The sequence below is a fragment of the Rhizobium sp. BK376 genome, from assembly GCF_004341625.1.
In the GTDB taxonomy this organism is placed as follows: Bacteria; Pseudomonadota; Alphaproteobacteria; order Rhizobiales; family Rhizobiaceae; genus Rhizobium.
In genome coordinates this window covers 47,670-63,315 of the sequence record NZ_SLZG01000012.1, presented here as the reverse complement: position 1 = coordinate 63,315, position 15,646 = coordinate 47,670, and the positions used below count along the sequence as shown (strand labels likewise).

Below are 15,646 nucleotides of genomic sequence, written 5' to 3'. Positions count from 1 at the left end.
GCGTTCGTTCTGATGGATTTTTGATGGTTTTATGATCTATATCAACTCGATGTCAGGCGTATAGTCCTCTCATTCATCCGATGGAGGAGGCACCGATGAAAACAGACAATCTTCAGATAATGAGAGCGGACCGCGTCTGGCTGACCGAGGACAGCTGTGATCTCGACGATTTCCGCGCCCTTGCGGAAAAGACCACCGAGCTCGCCGATTATCCGCATGCTGATGCCGTCGAAAAGAACATCCTGATCTATGACAGCCGCAAGGTGCTGGCGGCAGCCGCGACCACCGATGGCCGACGCGCCGTTCTGGCCGAAATCTGCGAAGCCTTCGGCGAAGGCCCGGGCGTCGTCGTCTTCAAACGCGCCTATGAGGACACAGGTATCATCGACCGCGCCAGCAAGATCTTCGACGAGATCATCGAGGAACAGCACCGCACGTCATCAGGTGGCGGCGATCATTTCGCCAAGCCGGGCGCCAACGATCGCATCTGGAACTCGCTGGAAAAGCACTGCCTCGCCAACCCTGAAAACTTCGCGAAATATTACGGCAATGCCATCGTGGCGCTGACGAGCGAAGCCTGGCTCGGGCCGAGCTACCAGATGACAGCGCAAGTCAACCGCGTCAATCCGGGTGGTGCCGCCCAATCCGCCCATCGCGATTACCATCTCGGCTTTCAGTCGTCCGAGATCATCGAGCAGTTCCCGGCCCATGTGCACAAGCTCTCGCCTGTCCTGACGCTGCAGGGCGCGGTTGCCCATTGCGACATGCCGCTCGAAAGCGGTCCGACCCTCTTCCTGCCGCACAGCCAGACCTATGTGCCCGGCTATCTCGCGCTCAAGCGCCAGGAATTCAAAGACTATTTCGAGAAGAACCATGTCCAGCTGCCACTGAAAAAGGGCGACGTCGTCTTCTTCAACCCAGCCCTCTTCCACGCCGCCGGCACCAACCGCTCGACGGATATCAAGCGCGTCGCAAACCTCCTACAGGTTTCCACCGCCTTCGGCCGCGCCATGGAAACGGTCGACCGCGAACGGATGAGCGGCAAGCTCTTCGCGGCGTTGAAAGCGCTGAAGGGCAAGCTCTCGGAAGCCGAGATCGCCAATGCCGTCGCGTCCTGCGCCGAAGGCTATTCCTTCCCCACCAACCTCGACCGCGACCCGCCGCTCGGCGGCCTTGCGCCGAAGACGCAGGCGCAGCTAATGCATGAGGCGCTGCGCGAGGGGTGGAGCGACAAGGCGTTTGTGAGGGCGCTGAGGGAGCAGGCGGCGAAGAAGTTGAGCTGAGGGGTCTTTCGTCTACCTTCGGAACAGGATGAAGGACCACACCCATCAAACACAAGCCTCCCGCTCACAAGCGAGGGGCCATCCGCATATCACCACACCAATCACCAGGGAGGAACCACATGACATCTAACCACAGCCGTCTCGACGGCAAGATCGCCATCGTTACCGGCGGCACGCAGGGCCTTGGCGCCACCATTGCCCGGCTCTTCGCCGATCGCGGCGCCAAGGGCATCGTCATCTGCGGTCGCAACGAGCAGAAGGGCAAGGCCAGGGCCGAGGAGATTTCCTCCGCAACGGGCGCGAAGGTGGTCTACGTCCAGGCTGATCTCGGCAAGGTTGAGGAAGCCCAGAACGTCGTCCATGTCTGCGACCAGACCTTCGGCCGCGTCGATGCTCTCGTCAATGCCGCCGCGCTGACCGATCGAGGCACGATCCTCGACACCAGCCCCGAGCTTTTCGACAGGATGTTCGCCGTCAATGTCCGCGCGCCCTTCTTCCTGATGCAAGAGACGATCAAGGTCATGCGGCGCGAGAAGATCGAGGGCACGATCGTCAATATCGGTTCCATGTCCGCCAAGGCAGGCCAGCCCTTCATATCAGCCTATTGTGCTTCGAAGGGCGCGCTGGAAACGCTGACCAAGAACACCGCCTATGCCGTGCTACGCAACCGCATCCGCATCAACGGCCTCAACATCGGCTGGATGGCCTCCGAAGGCGAGGATCGCATCCAGCGTGAATTTCATGGTGCGTCCGCAGACTGGCTGGAGAAGGCAGCCGCAAGCCAGCCCTTCGGTCGGCTCGTCGATCCGCAGGAAGTGGCACGCGCCTGCGCCTATCTCTCTTCTGATGAGTCCGGCCTGATGACTGGCTCCGTCATCTGTTTCGACCAGTCGATCTGGGGCGCCTGGGACGACTCTCCGCATCCCGTTGCGCCACTCTGATCGAATGTGACTTCAACATGACAAAACTGAAAAACGACTGAAAAAGCCCGTTACCTAACTGACATCGGAGCCTTCTAAACAGGTCGGCGAAACGCGCCGGCCTTAAGCATTTTTTAACGCCCGGCTGGCGCGACCCGAATTCTTTACAAGGGTGCTGCGCCTTGAAAATCATCCAGATCACCGACACGCATTTCAGCCCGAGCAAGCCGCATTTCAACGGCAATTGGGAGCCGCTGGCCGACTGGATCGAAAAGAGCAACGCCGATCTCATCGTCCATACCGGCGACCTCAGTGTCGATGGCGCCGACAAGGATGAGGACATCGCCTTCTGCATGGACCTGATGCGCCAGATCTCCGTGCCCATGCTGATCGTTCCCGGCAATCACGATGTCGGCCACCTGCCCGGCTCGCTGCAGCCCGTCAATGAGACCCGCCTGGCGCGCTGGCGCAATCTCGTCGGCCCCGACTATTGGGCGGAAGATGTCGACAATTGGCGTCTGATCGGCCTCGACAGCCTGCTGATGGGCTTCAATGACGACGAGGAAGAAAAGCAATTCCAGTGGCTTGAAGAAATGCTGGAAAGCAGAGGCGACCTGCGCTTCGCGCTCTTCGCCCACAAGCCACTCTTCGTCGATACGCCTGATGAAGGCGATACCGGCTACTGGAGCGTCCGCCCCTCGCCGCGCAAGCGTCTTTACGACCTGATCGCCGCCCATGACGTCGCGCTCTTTGCCAGCGGCCATCTGCACTGGGCATGGCAGGGCCGCTTCAACGATACGTCGCTCGTCTGGGGTCCGTCCGCGGCCTTCATCCTGAGAAACATGGAGCGCGAAATGCCGGGCGAGCGTCTGATCGGCGCGGTCGTCCACCAGTTCGGCGAGACGATCGAAAGTCAGCTCGTCGCCGTGCCCGGCATGACGGCCTATTATCTCGACGACGTCGTCGAGGAAGTCTATCCGCACGAAGCCCACAAGGTGAAGACGGAGCCGACCCCATGACCGCGCTCTCGCTTCGCAACATCACCAAATCCTTTGGCGACAACGCCATTCTGAAGGGCGTCAGCCTTGATGTCGAAGCGGGCGAATTCATTGCCCTTGTCGGCCCCTCGGGCTGCGGCAAGAGCACGCTGCTGCGCATTCTGGCCGGCCTCGACCATGCCGACAGCGGCGAAATCACGATCGGCGGCGCGCAGATGTCCGGCATCGCGGCAGCCGACCGCAACATCGCGATGGTCTTCCAGTCCTACGCGCTCTACCCGCATCTGACGGCCGCCCAGAACATCGCCGTGCCGCTCGCCATGCGCCGGCTGTCGACGACGCAGCGGCTACCCTTCGTCGGCTCGCTGGTGCCCGGCCAGCGCGCCACCCGCAAGGCGATCATGCGCGATGTGCAGGAAATGGCGAAGTCGCTGAAGATCGACCATCTGCTCGATCGCAAGCCCGGCCAGATGTCCGGCGGTCAGCGCCAGCGCGTGGCGCTCGCCCGCGCTATGGTGCGCCAGCCGAGCATCTTCCTGATGGACGAGCCGCTCTCCAATCTCGACGCCAACCTGCGTGTCCATGCCCGCGGCGAGATCGTCGAGCTGCACCGCCGCGCCGGCGTGCCGACAGTCTACGTCACCCATGACCAGGCCGAAGCGCTGTCGATGGCGGACCGCGTCGCCGTCATGATCGGCGGCAACCTGCTGCAGCTCGCGACCCCGCAGGAAATCTACGACAATCCCGCCCATGTCGAAGTCGCCCGCTTCGTCGGCCAGCCGCGCATCAACCTGGTGCCCGCCCGCGTCGAGAACGGCGTCATCGCCTTCGGCGATATCAGGCTCGCGCTCGAAGAACCGGATTTTGCCGGCACCGCAATCACGCTCGGCATCCGCCCGGAATTCGTGAAGCTCTCGCCGAACCGACAGGACGCACTCGCCGCCCATGTCGAGCGCATGGAGTTCCTCGGTTCCGAAGTCATCCTCTTCTGTAAGCTCGACGCGATCGGTGAAACGATCGTCGCCAAGCTCTCGCCATCGGAAACAGCAGGACTTTCCGCCGGAACGCCCGTCGGTCTGACGCTTTCGGCCGATCGCGCCATGGTCTTTGCCGAGGACGGCCGTCGCCTGCGCACAAAGGCGCTCGCCGTCAATCCCGCGCGGGAGGCTGCCAATGGCTAGCGTGACAGCGGCAGCAATGCCGGTGCATTCGGTCGCGGATCGCGAGAGGAGCGAAAGGCGCACCGCATGGCTGATAGCCATGCCGGCGATCATCCTCACCATCGCCTTTGTCATTCTGCCGGTGATCGCCGTCATCTTCCTCGGCTTTACCGATTTCAAGCTCGGCCTCGGCAAGTTCCGCTTCGTCGGCTTCGAGAACTACGCTCATCTCCTGAAGGATCGCACCTTCCAGAAGTCGCTCTGGAACACGACGATCTATACGGCGATCGTCGCACCCGCATCGATCGTCCTCGGTCTCGCCGTCGCGTTGCTGATCGAGAGCGAAACGGCCGCCCGCAGCTTCTTCCGCACCGCCTATTTCCTTCCGGTCGCGTCGCTGATCGTTGCCATGGCGACCGTCTGGCAATATCTCTTCCATCCGACCATCGGCCCGATCAATGCCATGCTGGCGCTGGTCGGCATCCCCGGGCCGAACTGGCTCGGCAGTTCGGCCACCGTGCTCTACAGCCTGTCGATCATCGGCATCTGGCAGTCGGTCGGCTTCAACATGGTGCTGTTCCTGGCGGGCCTGACCGCCATCCCGCGCGAGCTCTATGCCGCAGCCGAAGTCGACGGCGCGAAATCGGCGCTCGACCGGTTCCGCCTCGTCACCTGGCCGATGCTCGGGCCGACCACGCTCTTCGTCATCACCATCAGCGTCACCAATGCCGTGAAAGTCTTCGACACCGTGAAGACACTGACGGATGGCGGCCCGAACCATGCCTCCGAGGTGCTGCTCTTCACGATCTATCAGGAAGGCTTCGTCTATCTGCGCGTCGGCTATGCCTCGGCGATGACCGTGGTCTTCCTGGCGATCCTCGTCGCGCTGATGTTCCTGCAATACCGCCTTCTCGACCGGCAGGTGCATTACACATGAACGCCAACGCAATCACCCCCGGCCGCATCCTTCGTTTCGGCCTGCTGAGCCTCGGCGCGATCTTCTTCCTGGCGCCCTACATCTTCATGATCTCGACAGCGGGCAAGAAGCAGGACGATATCTTCACATCGGCCCTGCAGCTCATCCCGCAGCACTTCTACTATGTCGCAAACTTCATGCACGCGTTGGAGAAGGTGCCGATGGGCACGCTGCTCTGGAACGGCGTGCTGGTCTGCGCGCTGATCTTCTTCTTCCAGGTGCTGATCGCCGTTCCCTGCGCCTATGCGATGGCGAAGCTGAAGTTTCCGGCCGCACGCCTGATGATGGTGCTGGTCATGCTCGGCCTGCTGGTGCCGATCCACGCAACGGCGCTGCCGCTCTACGTCGCCTTCAACAACCTGGATCTGCTGAACAGCTACACCGCGCTGGTGGCGCCCTTCTCGATCTCGGTCTTTGCGATCTTCATGTTCCTGCAATTCTTCCGCGCCATGCCGGACGATCTGATCCACGCGGCGCGGCTGGACGGCATGTCGGAGCTCGGCATCGTCGCCCGCGTCATCGTGCCCAATGCCTGGCCGGCGGTGACCGCCTTTGCAATCTTTTCGGTCGTGGCGCACTGGAACGATCTCTACTGGCCGCTGATCGTCATCAGCAAGCAGGGTTACGCCACCCCGCCGCTTGGCCTCATGTATTTCCGCGCCGCCGAAGCCGGCGACGATTACGGCGCCCTCATGGCTGCCACGCTGTTTATCACCCTTCCCCTCGTTGTCGCATTCCTGCTCGCGCAGAAGCGCTTCGTCGAGGGTATCACCATGACCGGTCTCAAAGGATGACCGGTTTTCCAACAGGAGAACGAGCGATGAAGCATATCACCCAGATTCTCGCAGCCGCAGCCATTACGATGGCCGTGTCTGTCCCGGCTTACGCCGAGACGACGCTGACGGTTCACTACCCCATGCCCGGCTTCTTCAAGGACGTGATGGACACGATCTCGAAGAAGTTCATGGAAGAGAACCCGGATATCAAGATCCAGTTCGCTGCCCCGTCGGCGACCTATGAAGAAGGCATCCAGACGATCCTGCGCGAAGCCGGCACGTCCGACATGCCCGACGTTACCTTCATCGGCCTCAACCGCCTGCGCATGCTCGACGAGCGCAACGTCGCCGTCGATCTCGGACCGCTCGTCCAGAAGGACGGCAAGATGGGTGAAGAAGGCTTCTCCGACACGATCCTGAAGCTCGCCCAGGTCAAGGGCAAGCAGGTCGGCCTCGCTTTCGCCACCTCCAACCCGATCATGTATTACAACGCCGATCTCGTGAAAGCTGCCGGCGGCGACCCGAACAACCCGCCGAAGACCTGGGACGAAGTCATCGCTCTCGGCGGCAAGATCAAGGCTCTCGGCAACGGCGTCGACGGTATCGACTTCCGCTGGCAGGGTGACGACTGGATGTTCTCCGCCCTTCTCTTCGGCGCCGGCGGCAAGATGCTCTCCGACGACGAAAGCAAGGTCACCTTCAACGGTCCGGAAGGCCAGAAGGCTGCCGAGCTGATCCAGCGCATGGTCAAGGAAGGCGGCATGCCGGTCTTCACCAAGTCGGCTGGCGAACAGGCATTCGCAGCCGGCAAGGTCGGCTTCACGTTCCAGACCACCGGCGCCCTGATCAACACGATCAAGAACACCGGCACCAAGTTCGACCTGCGCACCGCGAAGATCCCGCTGATCGACCCGGTCAACGGCAAGCTGCCGACCGGCGGCAACGCTGCCGTCATCCTGACGCATGACGCTGCCAAGCAGGACGCCGCCTGGAAGTTCATCAAGTTCGCAGCTGGCCCTTACGGCGCTTCTGTCGTCGTTCCCGGCACCGGCTACGTTCCGAACAACGAACTTGCTGCCAAGTCTGCCGAATATCTCGGCGACTTCTACAAGAAGAACCCGCTCTTCCAGGCCAGCTTGAACCAGATGTCGCTGATGATCCCGTGGTACGCCTTCCCGGGCGAAAACGGCGTTCGCGTCACCCAGACGATTGTCGACAACCTGTCGCGCATCGTCGACGGCTCCGCACAGCCGAAGGAAGCGCTGGACGACGCAGCTTCCGACGTCCAGGACATGCTGCCCTCGCACAGCTAAGCTTGCGATTGACCAGCCATACCGCGCCGCTTCCCCCGGGAAGCGGCGTTTTCTATTGAAGTGAATGGTGTCCGCGCCGGCTGTCGGAGGCAGTAACAGCCGCTCCTACACCACTCCAGTGCGATCAGTTGACCGGCTTGATCGAGGCAACGATTGCCTTGACTTCGGCATCGTGTTTGTCTTCGTCGCCTTTGCTTCCCCAATAGGTTACCACGAGCGCATTGTCGCCGGATGTCGATACGAAGAGCAGGCCGACGCTGACGGGGCCGTCTTCATCCTTGCCATCCCATTCCAGGGTCGTCATCTGCAAGCCGTTGACCTCGGTGACGGGGGTGTCCTTCTGTGTCGACTGATCGATGGAAACCCCGTTTTTCGTCAGAAAATCGATCGAGTCGGTAACGACCTTGTCTATGGATTTGCTGTTGGCGACGTCGGCCGAAAGATAGACGGCGGAATCAGCCGATGTTCCCTGAACGCCGCTCTCGGTCTCTTCCGGCTTCCAGCTGTCAGGGATGGTGATGCTTGCGATGGGCTTGTCGCTGGGAAACTTCAAGGTCGCAGCGTGGGCCGCCAGAGGAGATGCAAAAGCAAGCAAGGCGAAAGCGATAATTTTCTTCATGACAGTATCCTGAAAGGTTGAGAGCGATGCAGCGGCATCGGCCGACAACCTTTAAAAGTAATATCTTAAAATCGCGGTCTCTGGCCCTTAAGAGGCCAAAAATGAACCTCTGGCTTGTGTCTGGGGGCCAAGAGCGGCCTTTGCGAAATGCTTATAGCCGGGACTGCGCGCCGGTCATGACACGTGGTTGAGATCGCGAACGGTGCCGCCGCAACGCAACCTGTAGGCAGCCGTCAAATGCCGTGGCGGAGCGGCATTCTCCGCTATGTCCAGCAGCAGGGACGCAGCCGCAGCTCCCATCGTGCCATCGGGTATCTCGACCGTGGTCAGCGCCGGATCCATCATCCGGCCGATGGCGATGCCGTCGAAACCGGCAACGGAAATATCCAGCGGAACGGAAAGCCCCAGCCGCCGCACCGAGCCCATGACACCCAGCGTCAGGAGATCATTGGAGCCGATGATCGCCGTCGGCTTGAGTGTCGAGACCGCTTCGCTGAGATCGAGCTGATCATAGCTGTCGATGAAGGGTATCTGCAGTGCCTCGAAGGCCTCGAGCCCGGCATTGCTCATGGCCCTTACATGGCCGAGATAGCGGAGCTTTGCTCGATCCGATGCACCGAAATGACCGGACACGAACAGGATACGCCGGTGACCATGAGCTATCAGATGGTCGGTCAAATCCCTGCCCGCCCCGAAATTATCGGTCGTCACAGCCGCTGCAAAACGAGGCGTCGGCAGATTGTTGAGCAATACGGTCGGCGGCAGCGACGAGGAAAGCGCAAGGCTGCGCTCCGGATCGCAGACCGTCAGGATAAGCCCCGTCGGACGCTCGTTGAGGAGCGAGGCAACCGCATCGACCTCCTGCGCGGGATCGTAATTCGATTGCGCGATCAGCACACTGTGGCCGGCAAGCAGCATGCGTTGCTGGATGCTCGACAGCGAGGCTGCAAAGACTGGATTGGTGATGCTCGGGATCAGCACGCCGATAACAGGCCGGCGTCTGGCAAGCGCGATGGCACGGCCACTGGCGCGATAGCCGAGCTCGGCAGCCGCACGGCGCACCCGGCGAACCATCTCGTCGCTGACGGGACCGTTGCGGTTCAGCACCCGATGCGCGGTCGCAACAGAGCAACCTGCACGATAAGCAACCTGCTGCAGCGTCGACATGGCTTCGAAAACCTTCGCCTTTGAGCGGTTACGCCACGAAAAACGCGGCAAACGGCATCGCGGCTTAGCCGACAGGGATGACACTTATATGAAGCGAGCCGAAAACGCGTCCGGGCTCGCGCACGGGCTGAAAATGCGAAATCAGCTCATCCACCTGCGGTGTTCTGCGAAGCGCTCCGCCGCCAGATCGATGAAAAGCCGCGTCTTGGTCGGCAGATGCGCGCGGTTCGGATAAATCGCGCTGATGTTGAATTCCGCCGGCTTGTAGTCCGGCAGCAACCGCACCAGTTTGCCGGCCGCCAGATCGTCCACGATAACGAAGCTTGGCGCCAGAAGGATACCTTGCGCGTTGAGCGCCATGTAGCGCAGCGTCTCTGCGCTGGTCGTCACGATATTGCCGGCGACCCTGACGCTGACCTGTTCTCCGTTCGGATCGAAGAAACGCCACTCGTCGCCATAGGGATAATAGGCGTAGCGCAAGCAATTATGCGTCCCTATATCTGCAGGCACCGAGGGCGGCTGATGCGCTTCGAGATAGGCAGGCGAACAGGCCAATGCGTGTCGCCACGGCGTCAGGCGTCGGGAGATGAGGCTGTTGTCCGGCAGCGGTACCGCGCTGATGGCAAGGTCATAGCCTTCCTCGACGAGATCAACCATGCGCTCCCCAATATTCAGATCGATCGAGACGGAGGGGTAGAGACTGAGATATTCCGATACGACAGGCGACAGGAAGCGAATGATCGCCGTGCTGGTAAAGATCCTTAGCGTGCCTCGCGGCGTTGTCGTCAGCGCGCCGACTGCCGTATCGGCCTCGTCGAGATCGGCGAGAATCTGGCTTGAGCGCTCGTAGTAATATTTGCCTGACTCCGTTAGGCTAACCTTGCGCGTCGTGCGGTTGAGAAGCCGGACTCCGAGCCGATCTTCCAGCGATTGCACATGGTTGCCGACCATGGTGACCGACATGTTGAGCCGCCTCGCCGCAGCGGAAAAACCACCGCATTCCACGACCCGCCCGAAGACTGTCAGGCTCGTCAGCCTATCCATGCTTGCTCCGATTATCCGCTCTCGGTTGATGATCTTTCCCGATTTAAGCAGATTATCACTTGGCGTGCCATGAGGCATTTTCCTCCCAACGACACATCGGGCTTCACGCGGTGAAGCCCAGATCGAAGGAGAAGGACCATGGTTGAATTGCCCCGCAAAGACGCTTTTGAAACGGCGCGACAGACCGAAGTTGCAAAGGTTTCCGAAGCTCCAGCCGCCCCCGCGACGGATGCCCCAACGGCGCCTGCCGCCGAGGCTTCCAAGAAGGCTGGTCGCAAGATCGTCAAACGCAGCGTCATCGCAGCCGTCCTGCTCGCCGGCGTCGCCTTCGGTGCAGATTTCGGCTATCACTACTGGACGACGGGTCGCTTCATCGAATCCACCGACGATGCCTATGTGAAGGCCGACTACACCACGATCGCACCGAAGGTTTCCGGCTATATCGCCGACGTGCTGGTCAAGGACAACGAACACGTCAGGGCCGGCCAGGTACTCGCCCGTATCGACGACCGCGATTATCAGGCAGCGCTCTCCCAGGCCCTTGCCAGCCTCAAGGCGTCGAATGCCGCCATCACCAATCTCGATGCGCAGATCGCCCTGCAACAATCGGTCATCGACCAGGCAAAGGCCACGATAGCGGCCTCGGAAGCATCGCTGAAATTTGCCGAAGCCGATAACGACCGTTTCCAGAACCTCATTCAATCAGGCGCAAGCACGACCCAGCGCGCCCAACAATCCGTCTCGGCCCGCGACCAGGCCGCGGCGCAGCTCCAGCGTGATCAGGCAGCCCTCGTCGCCGAGCAGAAGAAAATCCCCGTGCTTCAAACTCAGCGCGATCAAGCCCTGGCGGAGCGCGACCACAGTACCGCGGCTGCCCATCAGGCCGAGCTGAACGTCTCCTATACCCAGATTGTAGCACCCGTCGATGGAACCGTAGGTGCCCGCACGCTTCGTGTCGGCCAGTACGTCACCGCAGGCACCCAGCTGATGGCCGTGGTTCCGCTGAACGCCGTCTATGTCGTCGCCAATTTCAAGGAAACGCAGCTCACCTATGTCCGCCCCGGCCAAGAGGTCGAGATCAAGGTCGACAGCTTCCCGGATGCTGCCATCAAGGGCCATGTCGATAGCATATCGCCGGCAAGCGGCCTGGAATTCTCGCTGCTGCCCCCTGACAACGCCACCGGCAACTTCACCAAGATCGTCCAGCGCATCCCTGTGAAGATAACCTTCGACGATCCCAGCCTCGCCGGCCTGCTGCGCTCCGGCATGTCGGTCGAGCCCGACATCGATACCAAGGCCGCCGTGTTTTCGAACGACCGCAATCCGAAGGCGTCAGCAGACGCCGAAAACCATGAAGAAGGATTATCCAGCCACGCTGGATGATCCTTCCCTTCCTTTCACAATTATCGCCGGCCGTGGCTCGTGAGAATGTCTTCTCAAGAGCCAGAAGGAGAACTGTCATGGCCACCTTTCAACCCGCAGCAAACAGCAACATTGTTGCAGCGCCTGCCCAAAGAACGAATGTGAAGGCAACCCCCGCGGCAACGGAAATGCATGGCGCCAGCGGCCTGAAGATGTGGATCGCCGTCATCGGCTCCACGCTCGGCGCGTTCATGGCCGTCCTCAACATCCAGATCGTCAACGCCTCGCTCGCCGATATCCAGGGCGCGATCGGCGCAGGCACCGATGACGGCGGTTGGATCTCGACCTCCTATCTCATCGCCGAAATCGTCGTCATTCCGCTGACCGGCTGGCTCGCTCGCGTCTTTTCGGTCCGTACCTACCTGCTGGCCAACGCCATCCTCTTCCTGGTCTTCTCGGTCGCCTGCGCCTTTGCCGCAAACCTGCAGCAGATGATCGTGCTGCGCGCCATCCAGGGCTTTTCCGGCGGCGTGCTGATCCCGATGGCTTTCACCATCATCATCACCATGCTGCCCAAGGCCAAGCAGTCGATCGGCCTTGCGCTCTTTGCCCTGTCCGCCACCTTCGCGCCAGCCATCGGCCCGACCATCGGCGGTTACCTGACTGAAAACTGGGGTTGGGAATACATCTTCTACGTCAACCTGGTTCCCGGCGCGATCATGGTCGGCATGCTGTGGTTCTCCCTGGAAAGCGCGCCGATGAACCTCGGCTTGCTCGCCAAGGGCGACTGGCCCGGCATCTTCACCATGGCGATCGGGCTTGCTTCGCTGCAAACGGTGCTCGAAGAGGGCAACAAGGACGACTGGTTCGGCTCGCCCTTCATCCTCCGCCTGTCCGTCATCGCTGCCGTTTCGCTCACCCTTTTCCTGATCATCGAGCTGAAGACCGCGCACCCCCTGCTGAACCTGCGCCTGCTGGTCCGCCGCAACTTCGGCTTCGGCATCGTCGCCAACTTCCTGATGGGTATCGCGCTTTATGGCTCGGTCTTCATCCTGCCGATCTACCTGACCCGCATCCAGGGCTATAATTCCGAGCAGATCGGCATGGTGCTCGCCTGGACCGGTATTCCGCAGTTGCTGCTGATCCCGCTTGTCCCGCGCCTGATGAAGCGCTTCGACGTCCGCATTCTGATCATCGCCGGCTTCGCCCTCTTCGCCGCCAGCAACTTCATGAATGTCTACATGACGGCAGATTATGCCAGCGACCAGCTCTTCTGGCCGAACATCGTCCGCGCCATCGGCCAGGCCCTTGCGTTTACCCCGCTGACTGCCGTTGCGACTGCGGGCATCGAAAGGGAAAATGCAGGCTCCGCCTCGTCGCTCTTCAACATGATGCGCAACCTCGGCGGCGCGGTCGGGATCGCGATGCTGCAAACCTTCCAGCAGAAACGCGAGCAGTTCCATTCGAACATCCTGACCAATTCGGTCTCGACCTTCGAGGAAGCCACCCGCACCCGCATCGCCCAGCTGACCAATTATTTCATGAACCATGGCGTCACTGACCAGGCCGCCGCCCAGCACAAGGCGGTCATCGCCGTCGCCGGCCGCGTTCGCGAACAGGCCAATATCATGGCCTTCAGCGATACGTTCTATTTCCTCGGCGTGGCACTCGTTGCCGCTCTCGTTGCCAGCCTGTTGCTCAAGAAACCCGGCCATGTGGATGGAGGCGGCGCCCACTAGGCGTCGCCCTCCAATGAGGAGTTACGATCATGACGCCCGCCGACCTTCGCTCTGCCCGATCCCTGCCGACTGACATTGCCGAAATCGAAGACTTCAGCCCCGGGCGCGGTGCCGTCAGCCCGGCCGCCATACTCGCGCTGATCGAATGGCTCTCCGGAGATGAAGCGCACGCGCTTGACGAAGCCGATTTGATCTTCGGACTTGGCCGCCGGCTTCAGGCCATCGGGCTACCCCTCGACCGCCTCGCGCTGCATCTCCGGACCCTGCATCCGGAAATCATCGGCCGCTCCATCGCCTGGGCGCCGAACGAACCGATCCAGATCCGGGATCGCGAATACGGCGATGTTTCTCCCCTTTTCGCCAAGAGTGCGCTCTGGAAGGCGATGTCCGCCCGGCAAACAGTCATTGCCGACCGCACGGATAACGGCGATCAATGGGAGCAGCTCGACACATTCGCCGGCCGTGATCTCGTCGAACTGATGGTCGTCCCGCTCTGCAATGCCGATGGTCCGGTCAGCGCCGCGTCCTTCGGCACACGACGCCGCGGCGGCTTTACACCGGCGGAGCGACAGGTGATCGAGCGGATCATGCCGTCACTGCGCAACGTCTGCGAGCTCAGAACCCTGCGCCAGGTCGAGCTCAGCCTGCTCGACACCTATGTCGGCCCGATGACGGCGCAACGAATTCTCGCCGGTCGCATCCGCACTGGCGAAATCGAGACGATGGAAGCAGCGTTGATGCTCTGCGACCTGCGCCACTTCACCGAGCTGTCCAACGCCCTGCCGAGCGAGCGCGTGCTGGAATTGCTGAACGTCTATTTCGATGCCGTCGTGCCTGCGATCACCCATCGTGGCGGCGAGGTCCTGAAATTCATGGGCGACGCGGTCCTCGCCGTCTTTCCCGGCTATGATGCCGCGCGGTCTGCCCGCGCGGCTTTCAAAGCTGCAAGGGATATTCTCGGCCGCATCGATGGCTTGCGCTTTCCCGACACCCAATTGCAGGCTGGCATCGCGTTGCACTATGGCGAAGTCAGCTACGGCAACATCGGCTCCGGGCGCCGCCTGGATTTCACCATCGTCGGCCCCGACGTCAATCTCGTCAGCCGCATCCAGGGCGTCTGCAGCGAAACCGGCGATCCCTTGCTGATGTCGCAAGAGGTCGCGGATTTGCTCGAGGTGGAAACCGTCTCGATCGGCTACCGCAGACTGAAAGGCTTCAAGGAGAAAGTGGAGCTGTTTGCAATCACTCCCTCTCCCTTGGAAGAGAAGGATACCTAAAGCTCAGCCCCGCGCGCATTGCGCCGGATCGCCTGGGGTGGTTGTCCGAAGGCGCGCAGGAAGGCGCGGCGCATACGCTCCCGGTCGGCAAAGCCCGTTTCTCGCGCCACCACATCGATCGGATGCCTTCCGTCTTCCATCATCAGCCGCGCTGCTTCGACCCTCAGGGTCTCGACCGCCTTTGCCGGAGATTGCCCGGTTTCTTCGCGAAAGGCACGGCTGAATTGCCGGGGGCTGAGATGGGCAACATCGGCAAGCTGCTCCACCGAAAGCGTAGTATGAAGGTTGCGTTTGGCATAGGTCAGCGCACTCTGTATCCGGTCCGACTTCGGCTCCATGTCAAGCAGCGCCGAAAATTGCGACTGGCCTCCGGCGCGGCGATGATAGACGACGAGCTTCTTTGCCACAGCCCGCGCGACATCGGCGCCCAGATCTTTTTCCACCATCGCAAGCGCCAGATCGACACCCGCTGTCATGCCGGCTGACGTCCAGACAGAACCGTCGATGATGAAGATGCGATCCTCTTCCATCTTGATCTTCGGATACCGTACCTGCAGTTCGCGCGCCACGGACCAATGCGTTGTTGCTCTGCGTCCATCAAGCACGCCCGCCTCTGCGAGCACGAACGCGCCGGTACAAATCGAGGCAACGCGCCGTGATCTTGTCAACGCTTCCTGCACATACCGTTGCTCGCCCGGAGTTGGCACCGCTATGCCGGGAGCCCCCGAAACAGCCAATGTATCGAAATCCGGCTCATGGAAGGCCCGGGTATCGACCGTCATGCCGATCGAACTCGTGATCGGGCCGCCGGTCTCCGAGACGTAGATGATCTCGTAGTGATCCTCCCCGATCTCCAGATTGGCGAATTCGAAGGCCGAGATTGCCGCAAGGCTCATCACCTGGAAACCGGGATAGAGCAGGAAGGCGATGCGTTGCATGACCGAAATCTCCCTATGTCCTAAAAGGTGGTATATATGACATTTGGGACGCAAACAAGCAGCGCTATAACCCT

14 protein-coding genes are annotated in these 15,646 nt (G+C 61.1%); 10 read left to right on the top strand and 4 right to left on the bottom strand.

Going from position 1 to position 15,646, the window contains the following annotated elements:
- Window positions 1–95: 95 nt before the first annotated feature.
- From EV561_RS23760 to EV561_RS23730, 7 genes are all read left to right on the top strand, one after another.
- A complete protein-coding gene (locus EV561_RS23760; RefSeq protein ID WP_132525089.1) occupies window positions 96–1,283 on the top strand; it encodes a phytanoyl-CoA dioxygenase family protein in 1,188 nt (395 codons plus the stop codon).
- Between the two features lie 119 nt (window positions 1,284–1,402).
- On the top strand, window positions 1,403–2,224 hold the full coding sequence (locus EV561_RS23755) for an SDR family oxidoreductase (RefSeq protein ID WP_132525087.1): 822 nt from the start codon (window positions 1,403–1,405) through the stop codon (window positions 2,222–2,224).
- 161 nt (window positions 2,225–2,385) lie between these two features.
- Window positions 2,386–3,222 carry a metallophosphoesterase gene (locus EV561_RS23750; RefSeq protein WP_132525085.1) on the top strand — a complete coding sequence of 279 codons (837 nt, stop codon included), beginning with the start codon at window positions 2,386–2,388 and terminating at the stop codon, window positions 3,220–3,222.
- Window positions 3,219–4,382 (top strand): ABC transporter ATP-binding protein, encoded by a 1,164-nt coding sequence (locus tag EV561_RS23745; protein ID WP_132525083.1) that lies wholly within the window; start codon window positions 3,219–3,221, stop codon window positions 4,380–4,382. The genes EV561_RS23750 and EV561_RS23745 overlap by 4 nt, the downstream gene beginning before the upstream one ends.
- Window positions 4,375–5,298, top strand: coding sequence for a sugar ABC transporter permease (locus tag EV561_RS23740; protein WP_132525081.1), 924 nt, complete (start codon window positions 4,375–4,377; stop codon window positions 5,296–5,298). The genes EV561_RS23745 and EV561_RS23740 overlap by 8 nt, the downstream gene beginning before the upstream one ends.
- On the top strand, window positions 5,295–6,131 hold the full coding sequence (locus EV561_RS23735) for a carbohydrate ABC transporter permease (RefSeq protein WP_132525079.1): 837 nt from the start codon (window positions 5,295–5,297) through the stop codon (window positions 6,129–6,131). The genes EV561_RS23740 and EV561_RS23735 overlap by 4 nt, the downstream gene beginning before the upstream one ends.
- A 26-nt stretch (window positions 6,132–6,157) precedes the next feature.
- Entirely contained in the window at window positions 6,158–7,426 is a 1,269-nt protein-coding gene (locus tag EV561_RS23730; RefSeq protein ID WP_132525077.1) for an ABC transporter substrate-binding protein, read from the top strand.
- A 124-nt stretch (window positions 7,427–7,550) separates the two neighbouring features.
- On the opposite strand, the gene EV561_RS23725 is transcribed toward EV561_RS23730, so the two are convergent.
- From EV561_RS23725 to EV561_RS23715, 3 genes are all read right to left on the bottom strand, one after another.
- Window positions 7,551–8,045 carry a histidine kinase gene (locus EV561_RS23725; protein ID WP_132525075.1) on the bottom strand — a complete coding sequence of 165 codons (495 nt, stop codon included), beginning with the start codon at window positions 8,043–8,045 and terminating at the stop codon, window positions 7,551–7,553.
- A 174-nt stretch (window positions 8,046–8,219) separates the two neighbouring features.
- Window positions 8,220–9,212, bottom strand: coding sequence for a substrate-binding domain-containing protein (locus tag EV561_RS23720; protein ID WP_132525073.1), 993 nt, complete (start codon window positions 9,210–9,212; stop codon window positions 8,220–8,222).
- Between the two features lie 141 nt (window positions 9,213–9,353).
- Window positions 9,354–10,256, bottom strand: coding sequence for a LysR family transcriptional regulator (locus EV561_RS23715; RefSeq protein ID WP_132525071.1), 903 nt, complete (start codon window positions 10,254–10,256; stop codon window positions 9,354–9,356).
- A 138-nt stretch (window positions 10,257–10,394) separates the two neighbouring features.
- Here EV561_RS23715 and EV561_RS23710 point away from each other — a divergent pair, with 138 nt between their 5' ends.
- The 3 genes from EV561_RS23710 (at window position 10,395) to EV561_RS23700 (ending at window position 14,634) form a co-directional block, all read left to right on the top strand.
- Window positions 10,395–11,639, top strand: a complete 1,245-nt coding sequence (locus EV561_RS23710; protein ID WP_132525070.1) for an HlyD family secretion protein — start codon at window positions 10,395–10,397, stop codon at window positions 11,637–11,639.
- A gap of 77 nt (window positions 11,640–11,716) precedes the next feature.
- Window positions 11,717–13,357, top strand: coding sequence for an MDR family MFS transporter (locus EV561_RS23705; RefSeq protein ID WP_132525068.1), 1,641 nt, complete (start codon window positions 11,717–11,719; stop codon window positions 13,355–13,357).
- A 29-nt stretch (window positions 13,358–13,386) separates the two neighbouring features.
- Window positions 13,387–14,634, top strand: a complete 1,248-nt coding sequence (locus EV561_RS23700) for an adenylate/guanylate cyclase domain-containing protein (protein WP_132525066.1) — start codon at window positions 13,387–13,389, stop codon at window positions 14,632–14,634.
- On the opposite strand, the gene EV561_RS23695 is transcribed toward EV561_RS23700, so the two are convergent.
- Window positions 14,631–15,572 (bottom strand): GlxA family transcriptional regulator, encoded by a 942-nt coding sequence (locus tag EV561_RS23695; RefSeq protein WP_132525064.1) that lies wholly within the window; start codon window positions 15,570–15,572, stop codon window positions 14,631–14,633. The two genes, EV561_RS23700 and EV561_RS23695, sit on opposite strands and share 4 nt — an antisense overlap.
- Window positions 15,573–15,646 lie beyond the last annotated feature (74 nt).